The organism is Blastococcus deserti (genome assembly GCF_042682525.1).
Classification (GTDB): domain Bacteria; phylum Actinomycetota; class Actinomycetes; order Mycobacteriales; family Geodermatophilaceae; genus Blastococcus_B; species Blastococcus_B deserti.
This window is the reverse complement of record NZ_JBHUHP010000030.1, coordinates 403,518-425,764: the sequence shown is the minus strand read 5'-3', so window position 1 is coordinate 425,764 and position 22,247 is coordinate 403,518. Positions and strand designations below refer to the sequence as shown.

At 72.3% G+C, this 22,247-nt stretch carries 19 protein-coding genes; 3 read left to right on the top strand and 16 right to left on the bottom strand.

Features of this window, described 5'->3' with window-relative positions:
* Positions 1-2: 2 nt before the first annotated feature.
* The 5 genes from gap to uvrC form a co-directional block, all read right to left on the bottom strand.
* A complete protein-coding gene (gene gap / locus ACFSHS_RS21960; RefSeq protein WP_376880878.1) occupies positions 3-1,007 on the bottom strand; it encodes a type I glyceraldehyde-3-phosphate dehydrogenase in 1,005 nt (334 codons plus the stop codon).
* Between the two features lie 223 nt (positions 1,008-1,230).
* Positions 1,231-2,211: a DNA-binding protein WhiA gene (gene whiA / locus ACFSHS_RS21955; protein WP_092201032.1), complete on the bottom strand. Its 981-nt coding sequence runs from the start codon at positions 2,209-2,211 to the stop codon at positions 1,231-1,233.
* Between the two features lie 89 nt (positions 2,212-2,300).
* Positions 2,301-3,254: a gluconeogenesis factor YvcK family protein gene (locus ACFSHS_RS21950; protein ID WP_376880875.1), complete on the bottom strand. Its 954-nt coding sequence runs from the start codon at positions 3,252-3,254 to the stop codon at positions 2,301-2,303.
* Positions 3,254-4,237 (bottom strand): RNase adapter RapZ, encoded by a 984-nt coding sequence (gene rapZ, locus ACFSHS_RS21945; RefSeq protein WP_376880872.1) that lies wholly within the window; start codon positions 4,235-4,237, stop codon positions 3,254-3,256. Before rapZ ends, ACFSHS_RS21950 begins: the two co-directional genes overlap by 1 nt.
* On the bottom strand, positions 4,234-6,291 hold the full coding sequence (gene uvrC / locus ACFSHS_RS21940; RefSeq protein WP_376880869.1) for an excinuclease ABC subunit UvrC: 2,058 nt from the start codon (positions 6,289-6,291) through the stop codon (positions 4,234-4,236). Before uvrC ends, rapZ begins: the two co-directional genes overlap by 4 nt.
* Before the next feature lie 189 nt (positions 6,292-6,480).
* On the opposite strand from uvrC, the gene ACFSHS_RS21935 reads away from it, so the two are divergent.
* Positions 6,481-7,023, top strand: coding sequence for a hypothetical protein (locus tag ACFSHS_RS21935; RefSeq protein WP_376880867.1), 543 nt, complete (start codon positions 6,481-6,483; stop codon positions 7,021-7,023).
* 41 nt (positions 7,024-7,064) lie between these two features.
* Here ACFSHS_RS21935 and uvrA read toward each other — a convergent pair whose 3' ends face one another.
* The gene (uvrA, locus tag ACFSHS_RS21930) at positions 7,065-9,956 is read right to left on the bottom strand and encodes an excinuclease ABC subunit UvrA (RefSeq protein ID WP_376880864.1); all 2,892 of its coding nucleotides are present in this window, start codon (positions 9,954-9,956) and stop codon (positions 7,065-7,067) included.
* A gap of 223 nt (positions 9,957-10,179) precedes the next feature.
* Positions 10,180-11,661, bottom strand: a complete 1,482-nt coding sequence (locus ACFSHS_RS21925) for an amidase (RefSeq protein ID WP_376880861.1) — start codon at positions 11,659-11,661, stop codon at positions 10,180-10,182.
* A gap of 47 nt (positions 11,662-11,708) precedes the next feature.
* Here ACFSHS_RS21925 and ACFSHS_RS21920 point away from each other — a divergent pair, with 47 nt between their 5' ends.
* Positions 11,709-12,395, top strand: coding sequence for an MBL fold metallo-hydrolase (locus ACFSHS_RS21920; RefSeq protein WP_376880859.1), 687 nt, complete (start codon positions 11,709-11,711; stop codon positions 12,393-12,395).
* 159 nt (positions 12,396-12,554) lie between these two features.
* Here ACFSHS_RS21920 and ACFSHS_RS21915 read toward each other — a convergent pair whose 3' ends face one another.
* Together ACFSHS_RS21915 and ACFSHS_RS21910 are read right to left on the bottom strand one after the other, a co-directional pair.
* Complete coding sequence (locus tag ACFSHS_RS21915) at positions 12,555-12,992, bottom strand: SRPBCC family protein (protein WP_376880857.1); 438 nt, start codon at positions 12,990-12,992, stop codon at positions 12,555-12,557.
* A gap of 529 nt (positions 12,993-13,521) precedes the next feature.
* Complete coding sequence (locus tag ACFSHS_RS21910; protein ID WP_376880854.1) at positions 13,522-13,677, bottom strand: hypothetical protein; 156 nt, start codon at positions 13,675-13,677, stop codon at positions 13,522-13,524.
* Between the two features lie 147 nt (positions 13,678-13,824).
* On the opposite strand from ACFSHS_RS21910, the gene ACFSHS_RS21905 reads away from it, so the two are divergent.
* Complete coding sequence (locus tag ACFSHS_RS21905; protein WP_376880851.1) at positions 13,825-13,989, top strand: hypothetical protein; 165 nt, start codon at positions 13,825-13,827, stop codon at positions 13,987-13,989.
* A 126-nt stretch (positions 13,990-14,115) separates the two neighbouring features.
* Here ACFSHS_RS21905 and ACFSHS_RS21900 read toward each other — a convergent pair whose 3' ends face one another.
* The 7 genes from ACFSHS_RS21900 to ACFSHS_RS21870 form a co-directional block, all read right to left on the bottom strand.
* A complete protein-coding gene (locus ACFSHS_RS21900) occupies positions 14,116-14,397 on the bottom strand; it encodes a hypothetical protein (protein WP_376880849.1) in 282 nt (93 codons plus the stop codon).
* A 36-nt stretch (positions 14,398-14,433) separates the two neighbouring features.
* A complete protein-coding gene (locus ACFSHS_RS21895) occupies positions 14,434-15,198 on the bottom strand; it encodes an SDR family NAD(P)-dependent oxidoreductase (protein ID WP_376880847.1) in 765 nt (254 codons plus the stop codon).
* A 25-nt stretch (positions 15,199-15,223) separates the two neighbouring features.
* Complete coding sequence (locus ACFSHS_RS21890) at positions 15,224-16,237, bottom strand: acetamidase/formamidase family protein (RefSeq protein ID WP_376880845.1); 1,014 nt, start codon at positions 16,235-16,237, stop codon at positions 15,224-15,226.
* A gap of 57 nt (positions 16,238-16,294) precedes the next feature.
* Positions 16,295-17,509 carry an alpha-hydroxy acid oxidase gene (locus ACFSHS_RS21885; RefSeq protein WP_376880843.1) on the bottom strand — a complete coding sequence of 405 codons (1,215 nt, stop codon included), beginning with the start codon at positions 17,507-17,509 and terminating at the stop codon, positions 16,295-16,297.
* Between the two features lie 42 nt (positions 17,510-17,551).
* The gene (locus ACFSHS_RS21880) at positions 17,552-19,633 is read right to left on the bottom strand and encodes a S9 family peptidase (RefSeq protein WP_376880840.1); all 2,082 of its coding nucleotides are present in this window, start codon (positions 19,631-19,633) and stop codon (positions 17,552-17,554) included.
* Positions 19,634-19,697: 64 nt separating this feature from the next.
* Entirely contained in the window at positions 19,698-20,792 is a 1,095-nt protein-coding gene (locus ACFSHS_RS21875) for a TerC family protein (protein ID WP_376880837.1), read from the bottom strand.
* Positions 20,793-20,908: 116 nt separating this feature from the next.
* Positions 20,909-22,003: a TerC family protein gene (locus ACFSHS_RS21870; protein ID WP_376880835.1), complete on the bottom strand. Its 1,095-nt coding sequence runs from the start codon at positions 22,001-22,003 to the stop codon at positions 20,909-20,911.
* Positions 22,004-22,247 lie beyond the last annotated feature (244 nt).

Below are 22,247 nucleotides of genomic sequence, written 5' to 3'. Positions count from 1 at the left end.
CGTCAGAGGGACTTGCCGACCATCGAGACGCAGTCGACCAGCCGGTTGGAGTAGCCCCACTCGTTGTCGTACCAGCCGAGCACCTTGGCCATCGGCCCGAACACCTTGGTGAGCTTCGCGTCGTAGATGCACGACGAGGGGTCGGTGACGATGTCGGAGCTGACGATCGGCGCGTCGGTGTAGGTCAGGTACTTGCCCAGCGGGCCGGCGGCGGCCTCCCGGTACGCGGCGTCGATCTCCTCCGCGGACGCCTCACGGGTCAGCTGGACGGTGAGATCGGTGGCCGAGCCGGTCGGCACCGGGACGCGGATGGCGTAGCCGTCCAGCTTGCCCTTCAGCTCCGGCAGCACCAGGCCGATCGCCTTCGCGGCGCCGGTGGAGGTCGGCACCATGTTGAGGGCGGCGGCGCGGGCGCGGCGGAGGTCCTTGTGCGGACCGTCCTGCAGGTTCTGGTCGGCCGTGTACGCGTGGATGGTGGTCATCAGGCCGCGCTCGATGCCGAACGCGTCGTTGAGGACCTTCGCCAGCGGCGCCAGGCAGTTGGTGGTGCAGGACGCGTTGCTGATGATCGTCTGCGAGCCGTCGTAGAGGTCGTCGTTGACCCCCATGACGATCGTGATGTCGTCGTCGGTGGCCGGCGCCGAGATGATGACCTTCTTGGCGCCACCGGCGTCGACGTGCTTGCGGGCGTCGGCGGCCTTGGTGAAGAAACCGGTGGACTCGACGACGACGTCGACGCCCAGGTCGCCCCACGGCAGGTTGGCCGGGTCGCGCTCCGACAGCACCTTCATGGTGTTGCCGCCGATCTTGATGCCCTCGCCGTCGGCGGCGACGTCCTCGGACAGCTTGCCGAGGATGCTGTCGTACTTCAGCAGGTGCGCCAGGGCCTCCGGGCTGGTGAGGTCGTTGACCGCCACGATCTCGATGTCCTGGCCGCTGGCCGCCGCGGCCCGCCAGAAGTTGCGGCCGATCCGGCCGAATCCGTTGATGCCCACGCGGACCGTCACTGCAGACCTCCCATTGACCGATGAAGTTCCCGCACCGGGGGCCGCGCATCGGCGCGCGGCCTCGCTCGCGGAAACCCTATCGGTCCGGCTCCGAACCGGCTCCCGTCGCCCGGGCAGGCGCCCCCGCTCGTCCCGGCCCGCCCTCGGGGCGGAGGGGATGCGGACGCACGGCTCCTGCAGTGCCCCGCCGCGAGCTTGCGAGCGGTGGGGGCAGGGAGTCCTCTTACTGCGCCAGCATGTCGTCGGTGACGACGGACTCCGTGTCCGGGATGCCGAGGTCCTTGGCCCGCTTGTCGGCCATCGCGAGCAGGCGGCGGATCCGCCCGGCGACCGCGTCCTTGGTCATCGGCGGGTCGGCGCGCTGACCGAGCTCCTCGAGCGACGCCTGGCCGAACTCCAGCCGCAGCCGGCCGGCGACGAGCAGGTGCTCGGGGGCGTCGTTGGCGAGGATCTCCAGCGCGCGCTCCACGCGGGCGCTGGCGGCCACGGCGGCACGGGCGGAGCGGCGCAGGTTCGCGTCGTCGAAGTTGGCCAGCCGGTTGGCCGTGGCCCGGACCTCGCGGCGCATCCGCCGCTCCTCCCAGGCGAGGACGGCGTCGTGGGCACCCATGCGGGTGAGCAGCGCGCTGATCGCGTCACCGTCCCGGATGACGACCCGGTCGGCGCCGCGGACCTCCCGCGCCTTGGCGGGGATGCCGAGCCGGCGCGCGGCACCGACGAGCGCCATCGCCGCCTCCGGGCCGGGGCAGGTCACCTCCAGGGAGGAGGACCGGCCCGGCTCGGTGAGCGACCCGTGGGCCAGGAACGCGCCGCGCCAGGCGGCCTCGGCGTCGTTGATACCGCCGGAGACGACCGCCGGCGGCAGGCCGCGGACGGGCCGTCCGCGCTGGTCGACCAGCCCGGTCTGACGGGCCAGGCCTTCACCGTGCTTGGCGATCCGCACGAGGTAGCGCACGCCCCGGCGGATGTTGCCGCCGGCGAGCACGCTGACCCCGCTGGTGTAGCCGTACACCTCGCTGATGTCGCGGCGCAGGCGCCTGGCCACCGAGCCCGTGTCGAGCTCGGCCTCGATGACCACCCGCCCGCCCACGATGTGCAGGCCACCCGAGAAGCGCAGCAGCGCGGTGACCTCTGCCTTGCGCTCCGAGGTCTTCGTGCACTCGACCCGTGAGAGCTCGTCCTTGACCATTGCGGTCATCGCCATGTGCGGCGTCTCCTTCCCCCTCGTACCGACCGCCCGGGATCGGAAGCTATCGCCGTCAGTTCCGGTACCCGGTCGGACATCCGTACTCCTTACCGCGCACCGACCACGGAGGCCAGCGCCGCCGACAGGCGCACCGGATCGTGCCGTGGTGCGCCGTCGAGCTCGGCGACCGAAGCCAGGACGAGCTCGGCACCGCACTCGCGCACTGCTGACAGGAGACCACGACGGTCAACCACCGAGTCAGCATCCGCGATCACCGTGTGCAACGCCACCCCGTTCAGGTGCGCCTGCAGCACGCTGAGGTGCTCCTCGGGCGAGAAGCCGTCGGTCTCACCGGGCTGCGGAACGAGATTGAGCACCACCACCACCCGTGCCTGCGTCGCGGCCAGCGCCGCACGCAGCCGCGGGACCAGCAGGTGCGGCAGGACGGAGGTGTACCAGGACCCGGGGCCCAGCGACACGACGTCGGCCGCGGCGATGGCCTCGAGCACGGCGGGGTGCACCGGCGGGTCCGGCGGTGAGACGAGGATCTCGCTGACGTGCCCGGGCGTCGCGGCGATGGCGACCTGCCCGCGGATCGTGCGGGTGCGCTCGGGGTCATCGGGGTCGGTGGTCTCGACGCGGGCCACGAGGTCGAGCGGGACGTCGGCCATCGGCAGGACCCGCCCGCAGCAGCCGAGCAGCTCCCCCAGGTAGTCGAGGGCCCGGGTGCTGTCGCCGCCGTGCATCTCGGTCAGGCCGGTGAGCATGAGGTTGCCCACCGGGTGCCCCGCGAGCACGCCGGTACCGCCCAGCCGGTGCTGCAGGAGCGCAGCGAGCTCCTGCCCCCGCGCGCTGTCCCCGGCCAGGGCCGCCAGCGCCATCCGGAGGTCGCCGGGAGGCAGCACCGGCATCTCGCGGCGGATCCGGCCGGAGGACCCGCCGTCGTCGGCCACGGTGACGACCGCGGTGAGCTCCGTGGTGATCCGCCGCCAGGCCCCGAGCGCGGCAGCCAGCCCGTGGCCACCGCCGAAGGCGACGACCCGGGGGTTCGTACCGCCCACTACTCGCGGCCCAGATCGCGGTGGCGGGCGGCGGCGGTGAGTCCCTCCGCGGTGAGGCGCCGCGCGAACTCCTCGGCGATGGCCACGCTCCGGTGCTTTCCGCCGGTGCAGCCGACGGCGAGCGTGAGGTACCGCTTGCCCTCCCGGCGGTAGCCCGGGATCAGCAGCCGCAGCACGTCGGTGTACCGGTCGAGGAATTCCCTGGCGTCGGGCTGGCCCAGGACGTAGTCGCTCACGTCCGCGTCCTTGCCGGTCTTGGGGCGCAGCTCGGGGATCCAGTGCGGATTCGGCAGGAACCGGGCGTCGACGACCAGGTCCGCGTCCAGCGGCAGGCCGTACTTGAAGCCGAAGCTCATGACCGTCGCGGTGAGCGGCGGGGTGCCACCCTCGCGGGCGAAGGCGTTCTCGAGCGTGGCCCGCAGTTGGTGCACGTTGAGGTCGCTGGTGTCGACCCAGAGGTCGGCCTCCCCCGCGATCCCCGTCAGCAGAGCCCGTTCCTCGGAGATTCCGTCGATGAGGGTGCCGTTGCCCTGCAGCGGGTGCTCGCGGCGCACGGACTCGTACCGCCGCACGAGGACGTCGTCGCGCGCGTGGACGTAGATGACCCGCGGCCGGTTACCGGCGTCCGCGAGGACGCGGATGGCCTCCTGGAGGTCGCTCGAGAAGGCACGGCTGCGCACGTCGACGACGGCGGCGAACCGCCGGATGTCCCCGCGCGCGCCGAGCTCCACCATCGGCTGGAGCAGCGCCGGCGGAAGGTTGTCGACGACGAACCAGCCGAGGTCCTCGAGGACGCGGCCGGCGCTGAGCTTGCCCGCGCCGGAGAGGCCGGTGACGACGACGATCTCGAGTGGCTGGACCTCCGTCGTGGTGGGGTCCAGCCCGGGCGGTACGTCGCTCTGCGGTCCGGCGGGGCCGTCCGGAGCTGCCGGTCCGGGCGCGGCCGCGGTGTCGTCCAGACCGCTGCGGGCACCGGTGGTCACGACGCCACCCGGCCGACCTCGGCGGTGGCGCCCGCACCGGCGCGCGCGGTGCCGCGTTCGGCGGGCCCCTCGGGGGCCGTCGTCGACTCCACCGGGCTGCCCTGCCCAGCGGGGTCCGAGTGCGCGCCCGACGCCCCCTCGGCCGCCGGCGGGGCGATCGCGGCCTGCACCGCCTCGGCCGTGCGCCGGCCGATGCCCGGCACCGCCATGAGCTCCTCGACGGTCGCGGCCCGCAGCCGCTTGAGCGATCCGAACTGCTTCATCAAAGCCTTCCGCCGCGACTCCCCGAGACCCGGGACGTCGTCCAACATCGAGACCAGCATGCTGGTGGACCGCTTCTGCCGGTGGTAGGTGATCGCGAACCGGTGGGCCTCGTCGCGTACGCGCTGGAGCAGGTACAGGGCCTCCGAGGTGCGGGGCAGGATGACCGGGTCGCTCTCCCCGGGCAGCCACACCTCCTCCATGCGCTTGGCCAGGCCGCACACGGCGACGTCCACGATGCCCAGCTCGTCGAGGGACCGCGCCGCGGCCGCGACCTGCGGCGCGCCGCCGTCGACGACGAGGAGGTTCGGCGGGTAGGCGAACCGGCGGGGCCGGCCCTCCTCCGCTGCGACCCCCTGCTCGTCCCTGCGGTCGGCCTCCTCCTTGAGATGGCGGGCGAACCGGCGGCGCACCACCTCGGCCATCGCGGCGGTGTCGTCGGTTCCGTTCGTGACGCTGAACCGGCGGTAGTCGGACTTCTTGGCCAGGCCGTCCTCGAACACCACCATCGAGGCCACGACGTTCGTGCCCTGGACGTGGGAGATGTCGATGCACTCGATGCGCAGGGGCGCATCGGGCAGCTCCAGCGCCTCCTGCAGCTCGGACAGGGCGAGCGACCGCGCCGTCAGGTCGCTGGCGCGCTTGACCCGGTGCCGGGCGAACGCCTCCTTGGCGTTGCGCTCCACCGTCTCCAGGAGGCTCCGCTTGTCGCCGCGCTGCGGCACCCGGAGGGAGACCTTGCCGCCGCGCAGCTCCTCGAGCAGCTCGGTGTAGACGTCGGCGTCCTCGGGGAGCTCGGGGACGAGCACCTCGCGCGGCACCGCCTCACCGGCCTCCCCCACGCCGGTCTGCTCGTCGACACCCCCGTACACCTGCAGCAGGAACTGCTCGACGAGCTCGCCGGTGGTGACCTCCTCCACCTTGTCCACGATCCAGCCGCGCTGCCCGCGCACCCGGCCGCCACGGACGTGGAACACCTGGACGGCGGCCTCCAGCTCGTCCTGCGCGAACGCGATGACGTCGGCGTCCGTCCCGTCGCCGAGGACGACGGCCTGCTTCTCCATCGCGCGCTTGAGGGCACCCAGGTCGTCGCGCAGCCGGGCGGCCTTCTCGAACTCGAGGGCCTCGGACGCCTCGGCCATCTCGCGCTCGAGGCGCCTGATCATCAGGTCGGTCCGGCCGGCCATGAAGTCGCAGAAGTCGTCGACGATCTGCCGGTGCTCCTCGGCGCTGACGCGGCCGACGCAGGGAGCCGCGCACTTGCCGATGTAGCCGAGCAGGCAGGGCCGCCCGATCTGGCCGGCACGCTTGAAGACGCCGTTGGAGCACGTCCGCGCCGGGAAGACACGGGTGAGCGTGTCGAGGGTCTCGCGGATGGCCCAGGCGTGGGCGTACGGGCCGAAGTACCGGACGCCCTTGCGTTTGGGCCCGCGCATCACCTGCAGCCGGGGGTACTCCTCGTTGAGGGTCACCGCGAGGCTGGGATAGCTCTTGTCGTCCCGGTACCGGACGTTGAACCGCGGGTCGAACTCCTTGATCCAGTTGTACTCGAGCTGGAGCGCCTCGACCTCGGTGCCGACGACCGTCCACTCGACACTGGCCGCCGTGGTGACCATCTGCCGGGTGCGCGGATGGAGGCCCGCGACGTCGGCGAAGTAGCTGTTCAGCCGCTGCCGGAGGCTCTTGGCCTTGCCGACGTAGATGACCCGGCCGTGGGGGTCGCGGAACTTGTACACCCCCGGCGACTCGGGGATGGAGCCGACCGCCGGGCGGTACGTGGACGGATCGGCCATGGCTCCAGCCTAGGTCGCGGGAACGACACGCCGTCGGGGCGCTCGGCTCTCCTGCGCCACCCGCCACGGACGTCACAGCGCTTCCTGCGAGGCCGACATCTGCCTGTGGACGGCGGTCCCGTGGAGCGGGCCTCTCCTGACACGCTCTCCGCTCCGGAAATGACCAGGGAGGGCAGGGTGCGGAGGACGGTGACGGACGCGTCGGGCGTCCGCTGGACGGTGCGGCTCCGGCGGTTGCGCGGCGCGGGAACGCCACCGCCGCTGCCGGGACCGGAGGTGGAGTCGCTGCGCCGGAGGCTGGCCGGCGTCCTGGCGCGGCGCCCGGTTCCGACCGCCGACCGCCGGCCCGGCGGACCGTCCCCCTGGCCGCTGCCCGGGGACACCGCCGACGTGGAGATGCGGGCCACGCTCGCCGAGTTCCACCGTGACCCGATGCGGACGAGCACCGAGGTGTGGGCGCTGCGCCAGCTCGTCCGGATGTTGCGCGAGGCCGTGGACCATGTCAGGACGCCGCCGTCCGACACCTGGCAGGTCGAGCTCGTCGCCCGTGGCCGGATCCGGCGCTGGGCCCGGTGGGAGGTCACCGGTCAGGAGGCCGCGACGCAGACGGCCGCCACGGTGGCCGCCGGCGTACGGGACGGCCGGGTCCCGGAGCCGTGGGGCGCCACGCTCGTCGACGTCGTCGACCAGCGGCCGCTCCCCCTGCCGCTGCCGCGCCGGCCGGTCGCCTGACCCGGGCGGTCCCCACCCGGGCCGGACGACGGTCGTCGCGGTCAGCTGGCCTTCTTGCGGGCCCGCTTCCTCGGCGCGGTCGCGGCGGCGATCGCCTCGGGGTCGAGGATCTTGGCGAGGTACCGACCGGTGTGGCTCTCCGCGACGGTGGCGACGAGCTCGGGGGGCCCCTCCGCCACGACCGTGCCGCCCCGGAAGCCGCCCTCGGGCCCCATGTCGATCAGCCAGTCGGCACTCTTGATCACGTCGAGGTTGTGCTCGATGACGATGACCGAGTTGCCCTTGTCGACCAGCCCCTGCAGGACGAGCAGCAGCTTGCGGATGTCCTCGAAGTGCAGGCCGGTCGTCGGCTCGTCGAGGACGTAGATGCTGCGGCCGTTGGACCGCTTCTGCAGCTCGCTGGCGAGCTTGACCCGCTGCGCCTCACCACCGGAGAGCGTGGTCGCCGGCTGCCCGAGCCGCACGTAGCCCAACCCGACCTCGCTCAGGGTGCGCAGGTACCGCGCGATCGCGGGGATGGCCGCGAAGAACTCGGCGGCCTCCTCGATGGGCATGTCGAGGACCTCGGCGACCGTCCTGCCCTTGTAGTGCACCTCCAGGGTCTCCCGGTTGAACCGGGCGCCCTTGCACACCTCGCACGGCACGTAGACGTCCGGCAGGAAGTTCATCTCGATCTTCAGCGTGCCGTCTCCCGAGCACGCCTCGCAGCGCCCGCCCTTGACGTTGAAGGAGAACCGGCCGGGCAGGTAGCCCCGCATCTTCGCCTCGGTCGTGCTCGCGAAGAGCTTCCGGACGTGGTCCCAGACACCGGTGTAGGTGGCCGGGTTGGAGCGCGGGGTGCGGCCGATCGGCGACTGGTCGACGTGCACGACCTTGTCCAGCTGGTCGAGGCCGGTGATGGTGCGGTGCCGGCCGGCGACGTGCCGCGCGCGGTTCAGCTGGTTGGCCAGCGTGGTGTAGAGGATGTCGTTGACCAGGGTCGACTTGCCGGAGCCGGAGACACCGGTGACCGCCACCAGGCAGCCCAGCGGGAAGGCCACGTCGATGCCGCGGAGGTTGTTCTCGCGGGCGCCCTTGACCACCAGCTCCCGTCCCGGGGTGGGCTCCCGCCGTTTCTCCGGGACGGCGATCTCCTTGCGCCCCGACAGGTACTGGCCGGTCAGCGAACGCTCGCTGGCCAGCAGCTCCTCGACGGTGCCGCTGACGACGACCTCACCGCCGTGCTCGCCGGCGCCCGGGCCGATGTCGACCACCCAGTCGGCGGTCTTGATGGTGTCCTCGTCGTGCTCGACGACGATGAGCGTGTTGCCCATGTCGCGCAGCCGCACGAGGGTCTCGATCAGCCGGGTGTTGTCCCGCTGGTGCAGGCCGATGGAGGGCTCGTCCAGGACGTAGAGGACGCCGACCAGACCGGACCCGATCTGGGTGGCCAGCCGGATCCGCTGCGCCTCGCCACCGGCGAGCGTGGCCGCCGGCCGGTCGAGGGACAGGTAGTCGAGGCCGACGTCGACGAGGAAGGACAGGCGGGCCTGGATCTCGCGGAGCACGCGGTCGGCGATGGCCCGCTCCCGCTCCCCCAGCTCGAGGACGTTGAGCCACTCGGAGGCGTCCCCGATGGACAGGTTGGTCACCTCGGCGATGGACCGGCCGTTCAGCTTCACGGCCAGGATCTCCGGCTTCAGCCGCGTGCCGTGGCAGACGGGACAGGGCACGTCGCGCATGTAGCCCTCGTACTTGTCCCGCATGTAGTCGCTGTCGGTGTCCTCGTGCCGGCGCTCGAGGAAGGGCAGCACGCCCTCGAAGGCGGCGTAGTAGCTGCGCTCGCGGCCGTAGCGGTTCTTGTAGCGGACGTGCACCTGGTCCGGGGACCCGTGCAGGATCGCCTTCTGCGCCTTGGCCGGCAGCCGCTCCCACGGGTCGTCCATGGAGAAGCCGAGCTGCTGCGAGAGACCGGTGAGCAGCCGGGTGAAGTACTCGTTGCTCATGGACGTCGACCACGGCGCGACCGCGCCCTCGGCGAGGCTCTTCCCGGGGTCGGGCACGACGAGCTCGGGGTCGACCTCCTTGCGGGTGCCGATGCCCGTGCACTCGGGGCAGGCGCCGAAGGGCGAGTTGAAGGAGAACGAGCGGGGCTCGAGGGCCTCGAACGACAGCCCGTCGTCGACGCAGGCGAGGTGCTCGGAGAAGGTGCGCTCGCGCTGCGGGTCGTCGTCCGGCAGGTCGACGAAGTCGAGGACGACCAGACCGCCGGCGAGGCCGAGCGCGGTCTCCACCGAGTCGGTGAGCCGGCGCTTGGCGCTCTCCTTGACCGTCAGCCGGTCGACGATCACCTCGATCGTGTGCTTCTCCTGCTTCTTGAGCTTCGGCGGCTCGGTCAGCGGGTGCACCACCCCGTCGACGCGCACGCGCGAGAAGCCCTGCGTCTGCAGGGAGCTGAACAGGTCGACGTACTCGCCCTTGCGGGCCCGGACGACGGGGGCCAGCACCTGGAAGCGGGTGCCCTCCTCCATGGCGAGCACCTGGTCGACGATCTGCTGCGGCGTCTGCCGGGAGATCGGCTTGCCGCAGTTCGGGCAGTGCGGCTGGCCGGCGCGGGCGTAGAGGAGGCGGAGGTAGTCGTAGACCTCCGTGATCGTCCCGACCGTCGACCGCGGGTTGCGGTTGGTCGACTTCTGGTCGATGGAGACCGCCGGGGACAGCCCCTCGATGAAGTCGACGTCGGGCTTGTCCATCTGCCCGAGGAACTGGCGGGCGTACGCCGACAGCGACTCGACGTAGCGCCGCTGCCCCTCGGCGAAGATCGTGTCGAAGGCGAGGCTGGACTTCCCCGACCCGGAGAGGCCCGTGAACACGATGAGCGCGTCGCGGGGCAGGTCGAGGTGGACGTCCTTGAGGTTGTGCTCACGGGCGCCGCGGACGACGAGCCGGTCCATGTAATCCCTGTCGGTCGCTGTGTCTGGAGTGCGGTGGAGCCCCGGCCGGCCGTGGTTCCGGCCGAGGTGGTGCCGGCCGCGGACGCCGCGGCGCCGGTGTCTCCTCGGAAGCAAGGCGCTGCAGCCGGTGACTGTTCCCCCGTTTCCGCGCGTCCCGGTGTCACCCAGGTCACCGCTGCCCGACCCCGGTGACACCACCGGGTCAGCCCCGGATCCGGGGCACCTAGGCCGGTGTCACGGTGGGATCGAAGACGGGTGCATGACGCCGCCAGGGCTGCAGGCGCTCCAGCTCTCCGGCCAGCCAGAGTAGTCGTCCTTCGGCGCCCGGGGGACCGCCGAACTGCACGCCCACCGGTAGCCCGTCGGGGCGCACCCCGGCCGGCACCACCGCCGCCGGGAGGCCCGCCAGGTTCCAGGCCGCCGTCCACGGTGCCCAGCGGGCGTTCGCCGTGACGTTCGCCAAGAAGGAGCGCTCGTGCCACGGGCGGGCCGCCAGCGGAGGACCAGTCGTGACCGGGCTGAGGAGCACATCAAGGACCTCCCCGCCCCCCGGCCCTCGCACGCTCGAGCCGGGCCCCTGCGCCGAGGCCTCCTGACCGAAGAACGCCACCATCCGCTCCCGGAACCGCTCCGCCGTCCGCGGGCGCACGAGCCCCGCCCGGCGGACGACCCGGCCGATCCGCGCGTGGGTGCGGCTCCGCGGCTGCAGCGCCCGGCGGTCGAGGCCCAGGTGCTCGGCGTCGTCGTGGGCACCCGCCATCCATCGGGCGATGGCCCCGGCCGCGGCCCCCGGGGTGATCGGCGGTTCCCGGCGCACCACCGTGTGGCCGGCCGCGGCCAGCAGTGCGACGACCGCGTCGACGGCGGCCCGCGTCGGCTCGTCGGCGCGGACGCCCGGAACCGGGGAGCGGGTCGACAGCGCGATCCGCAGCGGCCGGTCCGGAGCCGCCGGCTGTGTGGCGGCCTCCCCCGCCATGACCGCCTGCGCGACCACCAGGTCGGCCACGGTGGTCGCCAGCGCCCCGTTGACCCCCATGCCCGACCAGCTGTCGGCGCCGAGCCCGGCGGGCACGACCCCCGTACCCGCCTTCAGCGTGACCAGCCCGCAGGCCGCGGCCGGGAGCCGGAGGGAACCCATGCCGTCGTTGCCGTGCGCGAGCGGCACCGCTCCGGAGGCCACCGCCGCCGCGCTGCCACCGGAGCTGCCGGCCGGCGACCGGGCGGTGTCCCAGGGGTTGCGGGTGACCGTGCCCGGGGCGTCGGTCGCCGCGTAGAGGCAGAGCTCGGGCACGCGCGTGATGCCCACGATCACGGCCCCGGCCTTGCGGAGGCGGGCCACCACCGGGTGGTCGCGCGACTCGGGACCGGCGGTGCGGGCCGCCGAGCCGTCGGTGCAGGTCTCCCCGGCGACGGCGACGTTGTCCTTGACCGCGATGGGGACGCCGGCCAACGGCAACGCGAAGCGGGTGAGCGCGGTGTCGACGGCGTGGGCCTCGGCGAGCGCGGCCTCCCTGCGCACGACCCGGAAGGCGCCGATCCGCGCGTCGACGGCGTCGATGTGGTCGAGGTGCGCCCGCACGATGTCGACCGCGGTCACCTCCCCCGAGCGCACCAGGCGCGCGATCTCCGTCGCCGGCAGCCCGACCGTCCGCGCCGCGCTCGCCGGAGCCGATGGGGCACGGTCGAGGGCTCCGCTAGCGTCCATGCCCTGGACCGTAACGGCGGTCGCTGACACTTTCGATCGGAGTCCCCATGAGCGCTTCTCCCCCGGCCGGCGAGCACCGTTACACCGGAGACGTCGAGGTCGGCGGCCCGGCGGACGTGCGGGAGCTGCCCGGCCTGACCATCAGCAAGCTCGCCGTCAGCGAGATGGCGAACAACGCCTACCTCCTCCGCTGCACGGCCACGGGGCAGGCGCTGCTGGTGGACGCGGCCGCCGAGCCGGAGGCGCTGCGCGCGCTGATCGGGGACGCCGACCTGCGCACCGTCGTCACGACCCACGGCCACTGGGACCACCACCGGGCGCTGCCCGAGATCGTGCGGGCGACCGGCGCCGAGACCGTCGCGCACCCTGCGGACGCCGCCGACCTCCCCGTCCCCGTGCAGCGGGCCGTCGAGCACGGCGACACCGTCCCGGTGGGCGAGCAGACCCTGGAGGTCGTGCACCTGCGCGGCCACACGCCCGGCAGCATCGCGCTGGTCTGGCGTGGGCCGGGGAACGCCGGGGTGCACGTGTTCACCGGCGACAGCCTCTTCCCCGGCGGGGTCGGCAACACACAGCAGGACCCGGAGCGCTTCGCCAGCCTCATCGCCGACGTCGAGGAACGCCTGTTCGGCGCGCTTCCGGACGAGGCGTGGGTGTACCCCGGGCACGGCAAGGACACGACCATCGGCGCCGAGCGACCTCACCTCGGGGAATGGCGCGCGCGCGGTTGGTGACCCTGGAGACGGCTTCATGGACATCTCGACTCAGCGCCCCCAGTCCCTATGGCGCAGAGCGAGTCGACTACGACAACGTTTGCGCGCGGTTGCCATTCGGCTCACGGATGATGCGAACGAACGCGAGACCGCTGGGGGCGGACTTCGCCCTCTCGCTGGCTACGGCAGCGATTCCACCCGATCCTTGATGATCCGGATCTCTTTCTCCATGGTCCTGCGAACACCGGGCGCAATCAGTGGCGAGAGGAGCCGAAAGGTGCCCCTTGGCTCAGCTTCAACCTCGTAGAAAATGCGGGTGCTCGCCTCTCCGATTGGTTCCAGACGCCAGCCGAACCGGATGGGGAAGGGGATCACTTTCGTGAAGCGAATCCGCCGTTCCGGCTCATGCGCATCCACGGTGAGCGTGGCTTCGCGCTCCCTGCCGAGGAGGCGCAGCACCTGGCGTGCCGTCTTCCCGACCTCAGTGGGGCCCGCTGCGTCCCAGCTGCATGAACGGATGTCCGGCTGCCACTCAGGCTGCCGCTCGACGTCGCAAAGGTAGGACATGGTCTTCGCAGACGTGGCATTGACATCGATCGTCGTCTGATACCGGAACACGGCGCCCTCCAGCGGAAGAGGACTCGCTGTCGAACGCAGCGTTGCACCCGGTGGGACACCTCGTCAACGTCGCACGCCACCACGGTGCACCACTCCCCAGATCGACCTACTGATGGCGCAACCCGCGAAGCACGCAGGAAAATGTCTCGACCCCGAGAAGCGCAACGACAGCAGCATGCGCAAGCGCGGTGCCATTATTCTCACAAGGCGCGACGAGAAAGAGATTCCAGCACAGTCACCGGTCGCCGTCGAACTCCGAAGACCGGCCCGCACGGCGCTTCGTGGCGCGCCTGTCCGGGCACGCTCCCGGACGAGACGTGGGTGTACGCCGGGCACGGCAAGGACACCACCATCGGCGCCGAGCGCCTGCACCTCGCCGAGTGGCGGGCGCGGGGTTGGTAGCGGCCGAACGGGCGCGAGCGCGCTGTCCCTGGTCGGCAGACGAAACCGGCCTGCCGCAGATCCGACCGTGTCACCGGGGTCGGGGTCACCCGACCCCGACCTCGACACGAATCCGAACCGGAACCGGTCAGGCCATGGGGCCGGCCGGAACCTCCTGGCGCGGGATCGACGGGACGCCGGCGCCCGTCCACGCCCACATGGTCCAGTGGTAGCTGCCGTACTCCTCGACCTCGTACTCGCCGAGCGCCCACCTCGCCGAGCGGCGGGCCCGGCTGGTGACCATGAAGGCGGCTCCAGGGTCACCGCGGGCCTTGTCGTCGCCGACGTCGTCCCGTGGCCGGCGCGTTCCCTGCCGCCACTCGTCCGGAGATGGAGGAAGGGGGGCCACAGGCACTTCCCGGTCCGGCGCCCCGGCACCAGGATGTCGGGCATGACCGGCCCGGATGACGCCTTCTTGGCGCCCGACGACGCGCTGCAGGACTTCGACGAGGCCGTCGACCTGACGGCGGACGAGGACGAGGCCCCGACCGCACCCCCCGCCGACGACGAGGCCGACCCGCCCGGCGCCGTCGGCACCGAAGTCGCCCCCGGGTAGCGGCCGACCGGGACACCTGCGGCGCCCAGCGAGGGACGTCGTCGACTCGCGCAACCCGCAGGTTCGAGTCGAGGTGCCCATCGGTGAGCGGTACGCCGCCAGCCGTACCGCGGCAGGAGCCGCGCGCTACTCCTCGTCGAAGAGCTCCACGACCTCCTCCACGGTCCCCGGCTGGTAGAGGGGGACCACCGAGACCATCCACTCCGGCCGGCGCTCGTCGACGCCGACCGCCAGGTCCCAGGCGGCCCGTGCCGTCAACGGGCCGAAGCACCCGTCGTCGCCGTCCTCGCCGACGGCGACCTCCACCAGCCACTGGTCGGAGAGATCCGCGGCGAGCTCGGCGAACATCGGTTCGGCGTCCTCGTCGGGGTCGGGTGCGTCGGCCTGGACGGGATAGATGAGTGCCATGAGCGCACGCTAGAGCTTCGTCGTGCTGTCTGCGGATCAGAGTTGGATGCCGCGGGTCAGGGCGCCGTCGATCACCAGGTTGGTCCCCGACGTGAAGCTCGAGACCGGGCTGGACAGGAAGACCACGGCCTTCGCCATCTCCTCGGGAAGGCCCATGCGGCCGGTCGGGTTGAGGGCGAGGGAATCGGCGTAGAGGTCGGGATCGCCCTGCTTGATGCCGTCCCAGATGCCGCCCGTGAAGAACGTGTTGCCCGGCGACACGGTGTTCGCCCGCACACCGCGGCCGGCCAGCTGGAACGCCAGCCCACCGATGTAGCCGACGATCGCTGTCTTCATCGTCCCGTACGGACCGGAGGCGAAGTCGGCCTCGCGGCCGGTGACGCTGGACAGCGCGACGATCGAGCCCCTGCCGCTGGCCTCCAGGTAGGGCAGCGAGGCCTTCGCCAGGCGGACCGTGTGCATCAGGTCCACCTCGAAGGAGAGCTGCCAGTTCTCCTCGGTGTCCGGCACGGCGAGCGCGCTGACGTTGGCGACGACGGCGTCGAGCCCGCCCAAGCGCCCGGCCGCCGCCTCGACCCAGCTGATCAAGGAAGGGCCGTCGGCGACGTCCACCTGGACACCGGTGGCCCGCCCGCTCCCCCGGTCGGCCACGGCCTTCTCGGTGGCCTCGATCTCCCCAGCGTCCCGGGCGCAGAACTCCACGACGGCGCCCTCGTCGACGAACGCCTCGACGATCGCCCGGCCGATGCCCCGGGTGCCGCCGGTGACGAGCACGCGGGCTCCGCTGAGCTGCAGGTCCATGACGGTGTCCTCCGGGGTCTGGGGGTCAGAGCAGCGTCGCCGCGCGGCGGCGCAGGTCGTCGTGCACGCCGTCGTACGCGAGGGCGGGTGGGAGCAGCTCCTTGCGGGCCTTCACCACCGCGCTGTAGTTGGCGTCGACCACGTTCGCGATCGGCGCCTCGCTGATCTGCGAGAGCAGCTGGTAGGCGTCCATGGGGTGCAGCCCGTAGAGCTCGCCGAACCACCGCACGAGCTCCACCGCTGCGATCCGCCAGGCGTCCTCGAGCGGGCGGCTGGACCCCACGGTCATCCAGTGGGTGTCGTCCTCGATCCGCGGCCATGCCGGGAGCGCTTCCGGCGCCCCGCCCTTGATCAGCTCCACGATCAACGTGGTGGACATCGCGCCCTCGACGGCGGTACCGCAGGCCTCGCCCTCACCCTGCCGGTAGTGCCCGTCACCGATGGAGAACAGGGCGCCCTCGACGTTCACCCGCAGGAAACAGGTGGAGCCCGCCCGCATCTGCGGAGTGTCCATGTTGCCGCCGAAGCGGTCGGGCACCAGCGAGCTGCGCACTTCTGCCCCGGCCGGGGCCACGCCGACCGTGCCGAGCATGGGTTCCACGGGCAGCTCGACGCTGAGGTCGCTGTGCTGGGCCACGAAGGTCACCGTGTTGCGCGCCCGGTCCAGCTCGTAGATCCACGTCGTGTCCGGCAGCGCGTCCTGGAGGGTGGCGACGCGGTCGGTACTGGTCAGCCCGCCGAAGAACGGGATGGCCGCGGAAGCCCCCCAGTCGCGGGCCGGTTCGACCGCCACGAAGTGCAGCGCCAGGGTGTCGCCGGGCTCGGCGCCCTCGACGAAGAACGGTCCGGTCTGCGGATTGACGAAGCGCAGGTCGACCTTCTCGCTGGAAAGGTCCTTGGCCGAGCGGAGTGCGCCGCAGAAGGCGTCGTCGGACCACAGGCGCAGCGCGGTACCCGGCCTGACCCGCCGCAACGGCGCCACCCCACCGAAGGTGAACGCGTACTCCTCGAACGACGGGACCACCTCGACGACGTCCATGCCGCACCCTAGGAACCCGCAGGTCCGGGGGCAACACCTGGCCGGACGCCCCGACGGTCACGAGCGGAGACGCACCCGGTCGGGCGTGAGCTCCGCGATCGACGTGACGCCCAGCAGCTGCAAGGTGTTCACCACGTCGCGGGCGAACATGTCGGCGACGCGCTGCACCCCGCGCTGGCCCCCGGCCATGAGGCCGTACAGGTAGGCCCGGCCCACGAGGGCGGCGCGGGCGCCCAGCGCGACGGCCGCGACGACGTCGGCGCCGTCCATGATCGCGCCGTCGATGTAGACCTCGGCGCGGTCGCCGACCGCCTGCACGACCGCCGGCAGCTGCTCGAGCGGCGTGGGCGCGCGGTCGAGCTGCCGGCCGCCGTGGTTGGACACGATGACCGCGTCGGCGCCGGCGTCGACCACGGCCCGCGCGTCGTCGGCTCCCTGCACGCCCTTCACGACGAGCGGCCCGGCCCAGGTCTCCCGCAGGGCCCGGACGTCGGCGAGGGTGGCGGCCGGCTCGAACACCCGGTCGACCAGCTCGGCAACGGTCCCGCCCCACGACCGCAGCGACGCGAACTCCAGCGGCTCGGTCGTGAGCAGGTCGACCCACCAGCGCGGATGCACGGCCGCGTTGGCCATGGTCCGCAGCGTCAGCGACGGCGGGATGGTGAACCCGTTGCGCACGTCGCGCAGCCGGGGTCCGGCGACCGGGGTGTCGACGGTCAGGACCAGCGCCTCGTAGCCGGCCGCCCGGGCGCGGTCGACGAGCGCCGCGCTGGCCTCGCGGTCCCGCCACAGGTACAGCTGGAACCACCGGCGGGAGCCGGGGGCTGCCGCCGCGACCTCCTCCAGAGAGGTCGTGCCCATCGTCGACAGGGCGTAGGGGATGCCGGCGCGCTCGGCGACGCGCGCGACCGCGGTCTCGCCCTCGGTGTGCATGAGCCGGGTGAACCCGGTCGGCGCGAACGCCAGCGGCAGCGCCGCCGGTGCGCCGAGCACGGTGGTGGACGGATCGACGGACGACACGTCCCGCAGCACGCTGGGGCAGAACTCCACGCGCTCGAACGCCTCGCGGGAGCGGCGGAGGCTGATCTCCGCCCCCGCCGCGCCGTCGGTGTAGTCGAAGACCGCCCGTGGCACGCGACGCCGCGCGAGCTCCCGCAGGTCCTCGACGGTCACGGCCGCGGCCAGCCGCCGCTCCGTCGCGTTCCCGACCAGCGGACGCGGCCGGACGACCTCCCGCACCTCCGACCAGCGGGGCATCCGGCGCTGCACCACGGCGAGGCCTCCTCCGGCGACGGGGAACGCGGCAGTGCGACGCTAGCGCGAGTCGACCCGGGTGGCGCGCACGGTGAGCGGCTGGGCATCGGGCTCCGCGGCCGTCGTACCGGCGTCGTCCTCACCGGTCCCCGGGACCGGCGGCCCCTCGACCAGCTCCGCCGCCGGTCCCGGGTTCTGCGCGCTCGGCAGCCACCGTGCCCACCACCGGAGGATGTGCTCGAACCGGGCGAGGCGGTGACGGGGCCGTCCCGACCGCGACAGCTCGTGCCCCTCCCCGGGGAAGAGCAGCAGCTCCGACGGGACGCCGCGCCGCTTCAGCTCCACGTACAGGCGGGCGCCCTGCTCGACGGGACAGCGCCAGTCCTCCTCGGAGTGGATGACGAGGGTCGGGGTGGTGATGGCGCCGGCGGAGGCCATCGCGCTCTGCGCGGCCACGCGGGCGGGGTCGGTGCCGAGGTACTGGTCGGGGAAGGCCCAGCCGATGTCGGACGACCCGACGAAGCTGACCGGGTCGAGAAAGGCGCGCTCGCTGATCGCTGCGGCGAAGCGGGGCGTGCGGCTGATCAGCAGCGTCGTCAGGTAGCCGCCGTAGGAACCGCCCATGATGCCGACGCGGTCGGCGTCCAGCTCGGATTCCTCCAGCGCGGCGTCCAGGAAGGCGAGCACGTCGGCGGCGTCCAGCTCGCCCCATCCGCCGCGGATGGCCCGCCCGTGCGCCGCGCCGTACCCCGACGAGCCCCGGGGGTTGCACTGCACGACCGCGTAGCCGGCGGAGACGTAGACCTGCGTCTCGTCGAACAGGCTCCAGCCGTACTGGGTGAAGGGGCCGCCGTGGATGGTCAGGAGGACCGGGTGCGGGCCGGGCCCGGGCGGGACGGTGACCCAGCCGTGCACCGGGTACCCGTCGGGGGCGGTCGCGGTCCGCTCCCGCACGCGGTGCACCCGACCGGTCTCGCCCAGCCGCCGGCCGAACGCGGTCAGCAGCCGGCGGCGGCCGGACGTGATCGCGATGAGCTCCCCGGCCGACCGGTCGTGCGCGACCACCGCGACCACGACGCCACCGGCGGCGGCGAAGCTGCGCACCGTGAAGGGGCCGTCGACCAGGGCCTCCGGGGCGGCGCCGTCCAGCGGCACCCGCACCAGCTCCACCGCGCCGCGGCGCTGCAGTCCGACGAGCACCGCCCCGTCCACGAGCACCGTCGCCGGCGTCTCGTCGCCGCGATGCTCCAGCTCCGGGTCCAGCAGCGGCACCAGGACCCCGCCGTCGGCGTCGACCCGGCACGGCACCGCCTGCCGCGCGACGAAGTCGAGCCCGTCAGGGCCCAGGTCGGGAACGGCGGTCACGTAGATCAGCCGACCGGTGGGGTCGTAGGCGGGCACGGCGCAGTCCCCACGGGAAGCGGTCACCCTCCGCAGGCCGGTCCCGTCGGGCCGGACGGCGTAGACGTCCCGCACCAGGTCGCGGTCGGCCCGCGGATGGCGGGCGGACACGAAGGCCAGCTCGGCGCCGTCGGGCCGCCAGGTCACGTCGGCGCAGTCGGCGTCGCCGGTGGTGACCTGGCGCGCCGGGGGCAGGGGTGCGCTGTCGTCCGCGAAGTCCTCGGGCAGGTCGAGGACGAACACCTGGCTCCGGCGGTCGGTCAGGAAGCCGACGTCGTCCTGCCGGTACTGCAGCGTGGTGATCAGCCGCGGCGGTTCGGCCTCGGGCCCGACCCCCTCGACCGTTCCGTAGCGACCGTGCTCCGGGACCCGCACCGTGTAGGCCAGCCGCCGGGAGTCCGGCGACCAGACCGGTGCGCCGGCCCCCAGGTGGTGGTCGGTGAGGCGTCGTGGCGCACCACCCGCGGTGGGCAGCAGCCACACCTGCGGCCGGCCGCCGGGCTCGGCGCCGAGATAGGCCAGCCACCGCCCGTCCGGGGAGAAGACGGGGGCGGAGTCCCGGTGCCCGGACGTCAGCGGCCGCGCCGGCGCGGAGGCGTCCGTGGGCACCGCCCACAGCTGGCTGCGGTACGCGTCGCCCTCCACATCCGGACGGGCGACGGCGACGACGGCGATCCGGCCGTCCGGGGAGACGGTGGGCGCCCCGGGCGTGCGCAGGAGCGCGAGGTCGTGCGGCCGCATGACAGGCGAACGTAGCCGAGCGTGCCGGCACGTCGGTCAGCGGACCGACGTGCCGGCGGCGGGCTCAGTGGCGGCTGCGCTCGTCCGCTTCGACCTGCTCCTTGATCCGCGCCTCGGCCTGGGCGGCCGCCTCCGGGCCGCGGCCGGCGAGGCCGCGGGCCTCCTCCGGCTCGATGACCGGCTCCTCCGAGGTGAACTGGCCGCGGGTCTTCACCAGGCTCGCCACGGTGGCGATCACGAGCACGCCCAGGATGATCGTGAGCGACAGCCAGATCGGGACCGTGGGCACGGCGTCGATGTGCTCACCGCCGTTGATGAACGGCAGCGTGTTCTCGTGCAGGGCCTCGAGGACCAGCTTCACGCCGATGAAGGCGAGGATCACGGCGAGGCCCGTCGACAGGTAGACCAGCCGCTTGAGCAGGCCGCCGAGCAGGAAGTACAGCTGCCGCAGCCCCATCAGCGCGAACACGTTCGCGGTGAAGACGATGAACGGCTCGCGGGTCAGACCGAAGATCGCCGGGATGCTGTCGAGCGCGAAGATCAGGTCGGTCGTGCCGATGGCGATGAAGACGATGACGAGCGGGGTGAAGAAGCGCTTGCCGTTCTCCTTCACCCGGATCTTGCTGCCCTGGTAGTCCTGCGTGAGCGGCAGCACCCGCCGCATCCGGCGGATGAGGGCGTTCTCCTCGTACTCCTCCTCCTCGTCCTTGTGCCGGACGAGGTTGATGGCGGTGTACACCAGGAACGCGCCGAAGATGTAGAAGACCCAGGTGAACCGGGAGATCAGCGCCGCGCCGGCGAGGATGAACAGGCCGCGCAGGACCAGCGCGATGATGATGCCGATCATCAGCACCTCCTGCTGGAGGTACCGGGGCACCCGGAAGCGCGCCATGATGATCACGAAGACGAACAGGTTGTCCACCGAGAGGCTGTACTCGGTCAGCCAGCCCGCGTAGAACTCGGTCGCGTACTGGCCGTTGGTGAACGCCAGCAGCAGGACGCCGAACAGCAGCGCCAGCGTGACGTAGAAGCCCACCCAGAGACTGGCTTCCTTCATCGACGGCTCGTGCGGACGACGGACGACAAGGGCCAGGTCGGCGAGCAGCAGGACGGTGAGCCCCACGAACGTCGCGATCTCGAACCAGACGGGCAGCTCCACGGGGCCTCACTCTACGGGGGACGTCCTCGCGCCGCGCTCGGGCGAAGAGGTGATGGATGGTGGGTCCGGCCACGGCGGAGACGTCGTCGGCTCCGCAGTGACCGTGGTGCGGTGACTTACCGGGACGGGGGAACGGTGAGTTCGGGGACGGGCCGTGCGGCGGTCGGGTGGTGATCGTGGGCCGGGAACGCCTCCACCGCCGACGCCACGGACCCGGCCTCGGTGGCGAGCCGCTGCGCGCGGTCCCGCCGGCTCCTGGCCAGGCTCGCCAGGGTCGTCACCAGCAGGGTCGCCAGGATCACCGTCAGGGACAGCCAGGTCGGGATCTCCGGGATGAGCGTCACGTGCTCGCCGCCGTTGACGAACGGGAGCTCGTTGGTGTGCAGCGCGTGGATGACCAGCTTGGCGCCGATGAAGCCGAGGATCACGGCCAGCCCGTAGGAGAGGTACACCAGGCGGTCGAGCAGCCCGTCGATGAGGAAGAACAGCTGCCGCAGGCCCAGCAGCGAGAAGGCGTTGGCGGTGAAGACCAGGAACGTCTCCTGGGTCAGGCCGAAGATGGCGGGGATCGAATCGACGGCGAAGATCACGTCCGCGGTGCCGATGGCGATCAGGGCGATGGCCAGGGGGGTCAGGTAGCGGGTGCCGTCGATCCGGACCGCCATCTTGTCGGAGTGGTACTCCTCCGTCGTCCGCAGGTGCCGGCGGGCGAACCGCAGGACGCCGTTCTCCTTGTAGTCCTCCTCGTCGCTGTGCCCACCGCTGCGCGCCTGCACCCAGGCGGTGTAGATGAGGATCCCGCCGAACAGGTAGAAGACCCAGCTGAAGTTCTCGATGGCGGCCGCGCCGACGAGGATGAACACGGTCCGCAGGACGAGCGCGAACGTGATGCCGAAGAGCAGCACCTTCTGCTGCAGCTCCCGTGGCACTCCGAACGCGGCCATGATCAGCACGAACACGAAGAGGTTGTCGACCGAGAGGCTCTTCTCGGTGATGTAGCCGGCGAAGTACTCACCGGCGAATCCGCCGCCCCAGCCCCACCACACGAGGAAACCGAAGACCACCGCGATGCCGACGTAGACCGCTGACCAGACCGCGGACTCACGCAGCGACGGGGCGTGCGGCGTGCGCACGTGCCCCACGAGATCGAAGAGGAGCATCCCGACGATCGCACCGATCGTGAGAGCCCAAACCCAGAAGGGGACGTCCAATGCAAACCTCCGGATGACTGGCGAATACGTCAGCTCCGGAGGTCTCTCCCGCCGCCCCTCGTAGGACGACCGACAGCACCGGGGGCCGCTCGGGCCCCGTAGTGACGACGCTGCCGCTGGGGATACTCCCCTCCAGCGAGACCCGGTTCGACGCAGGCGACATCGGCTGCGGGTGACCCGGGTTCGTCGCGACAACGTATCAGGCGGCGCCGGTGTTCCGGTTCGCGCGGGGAGACCGTGGGCG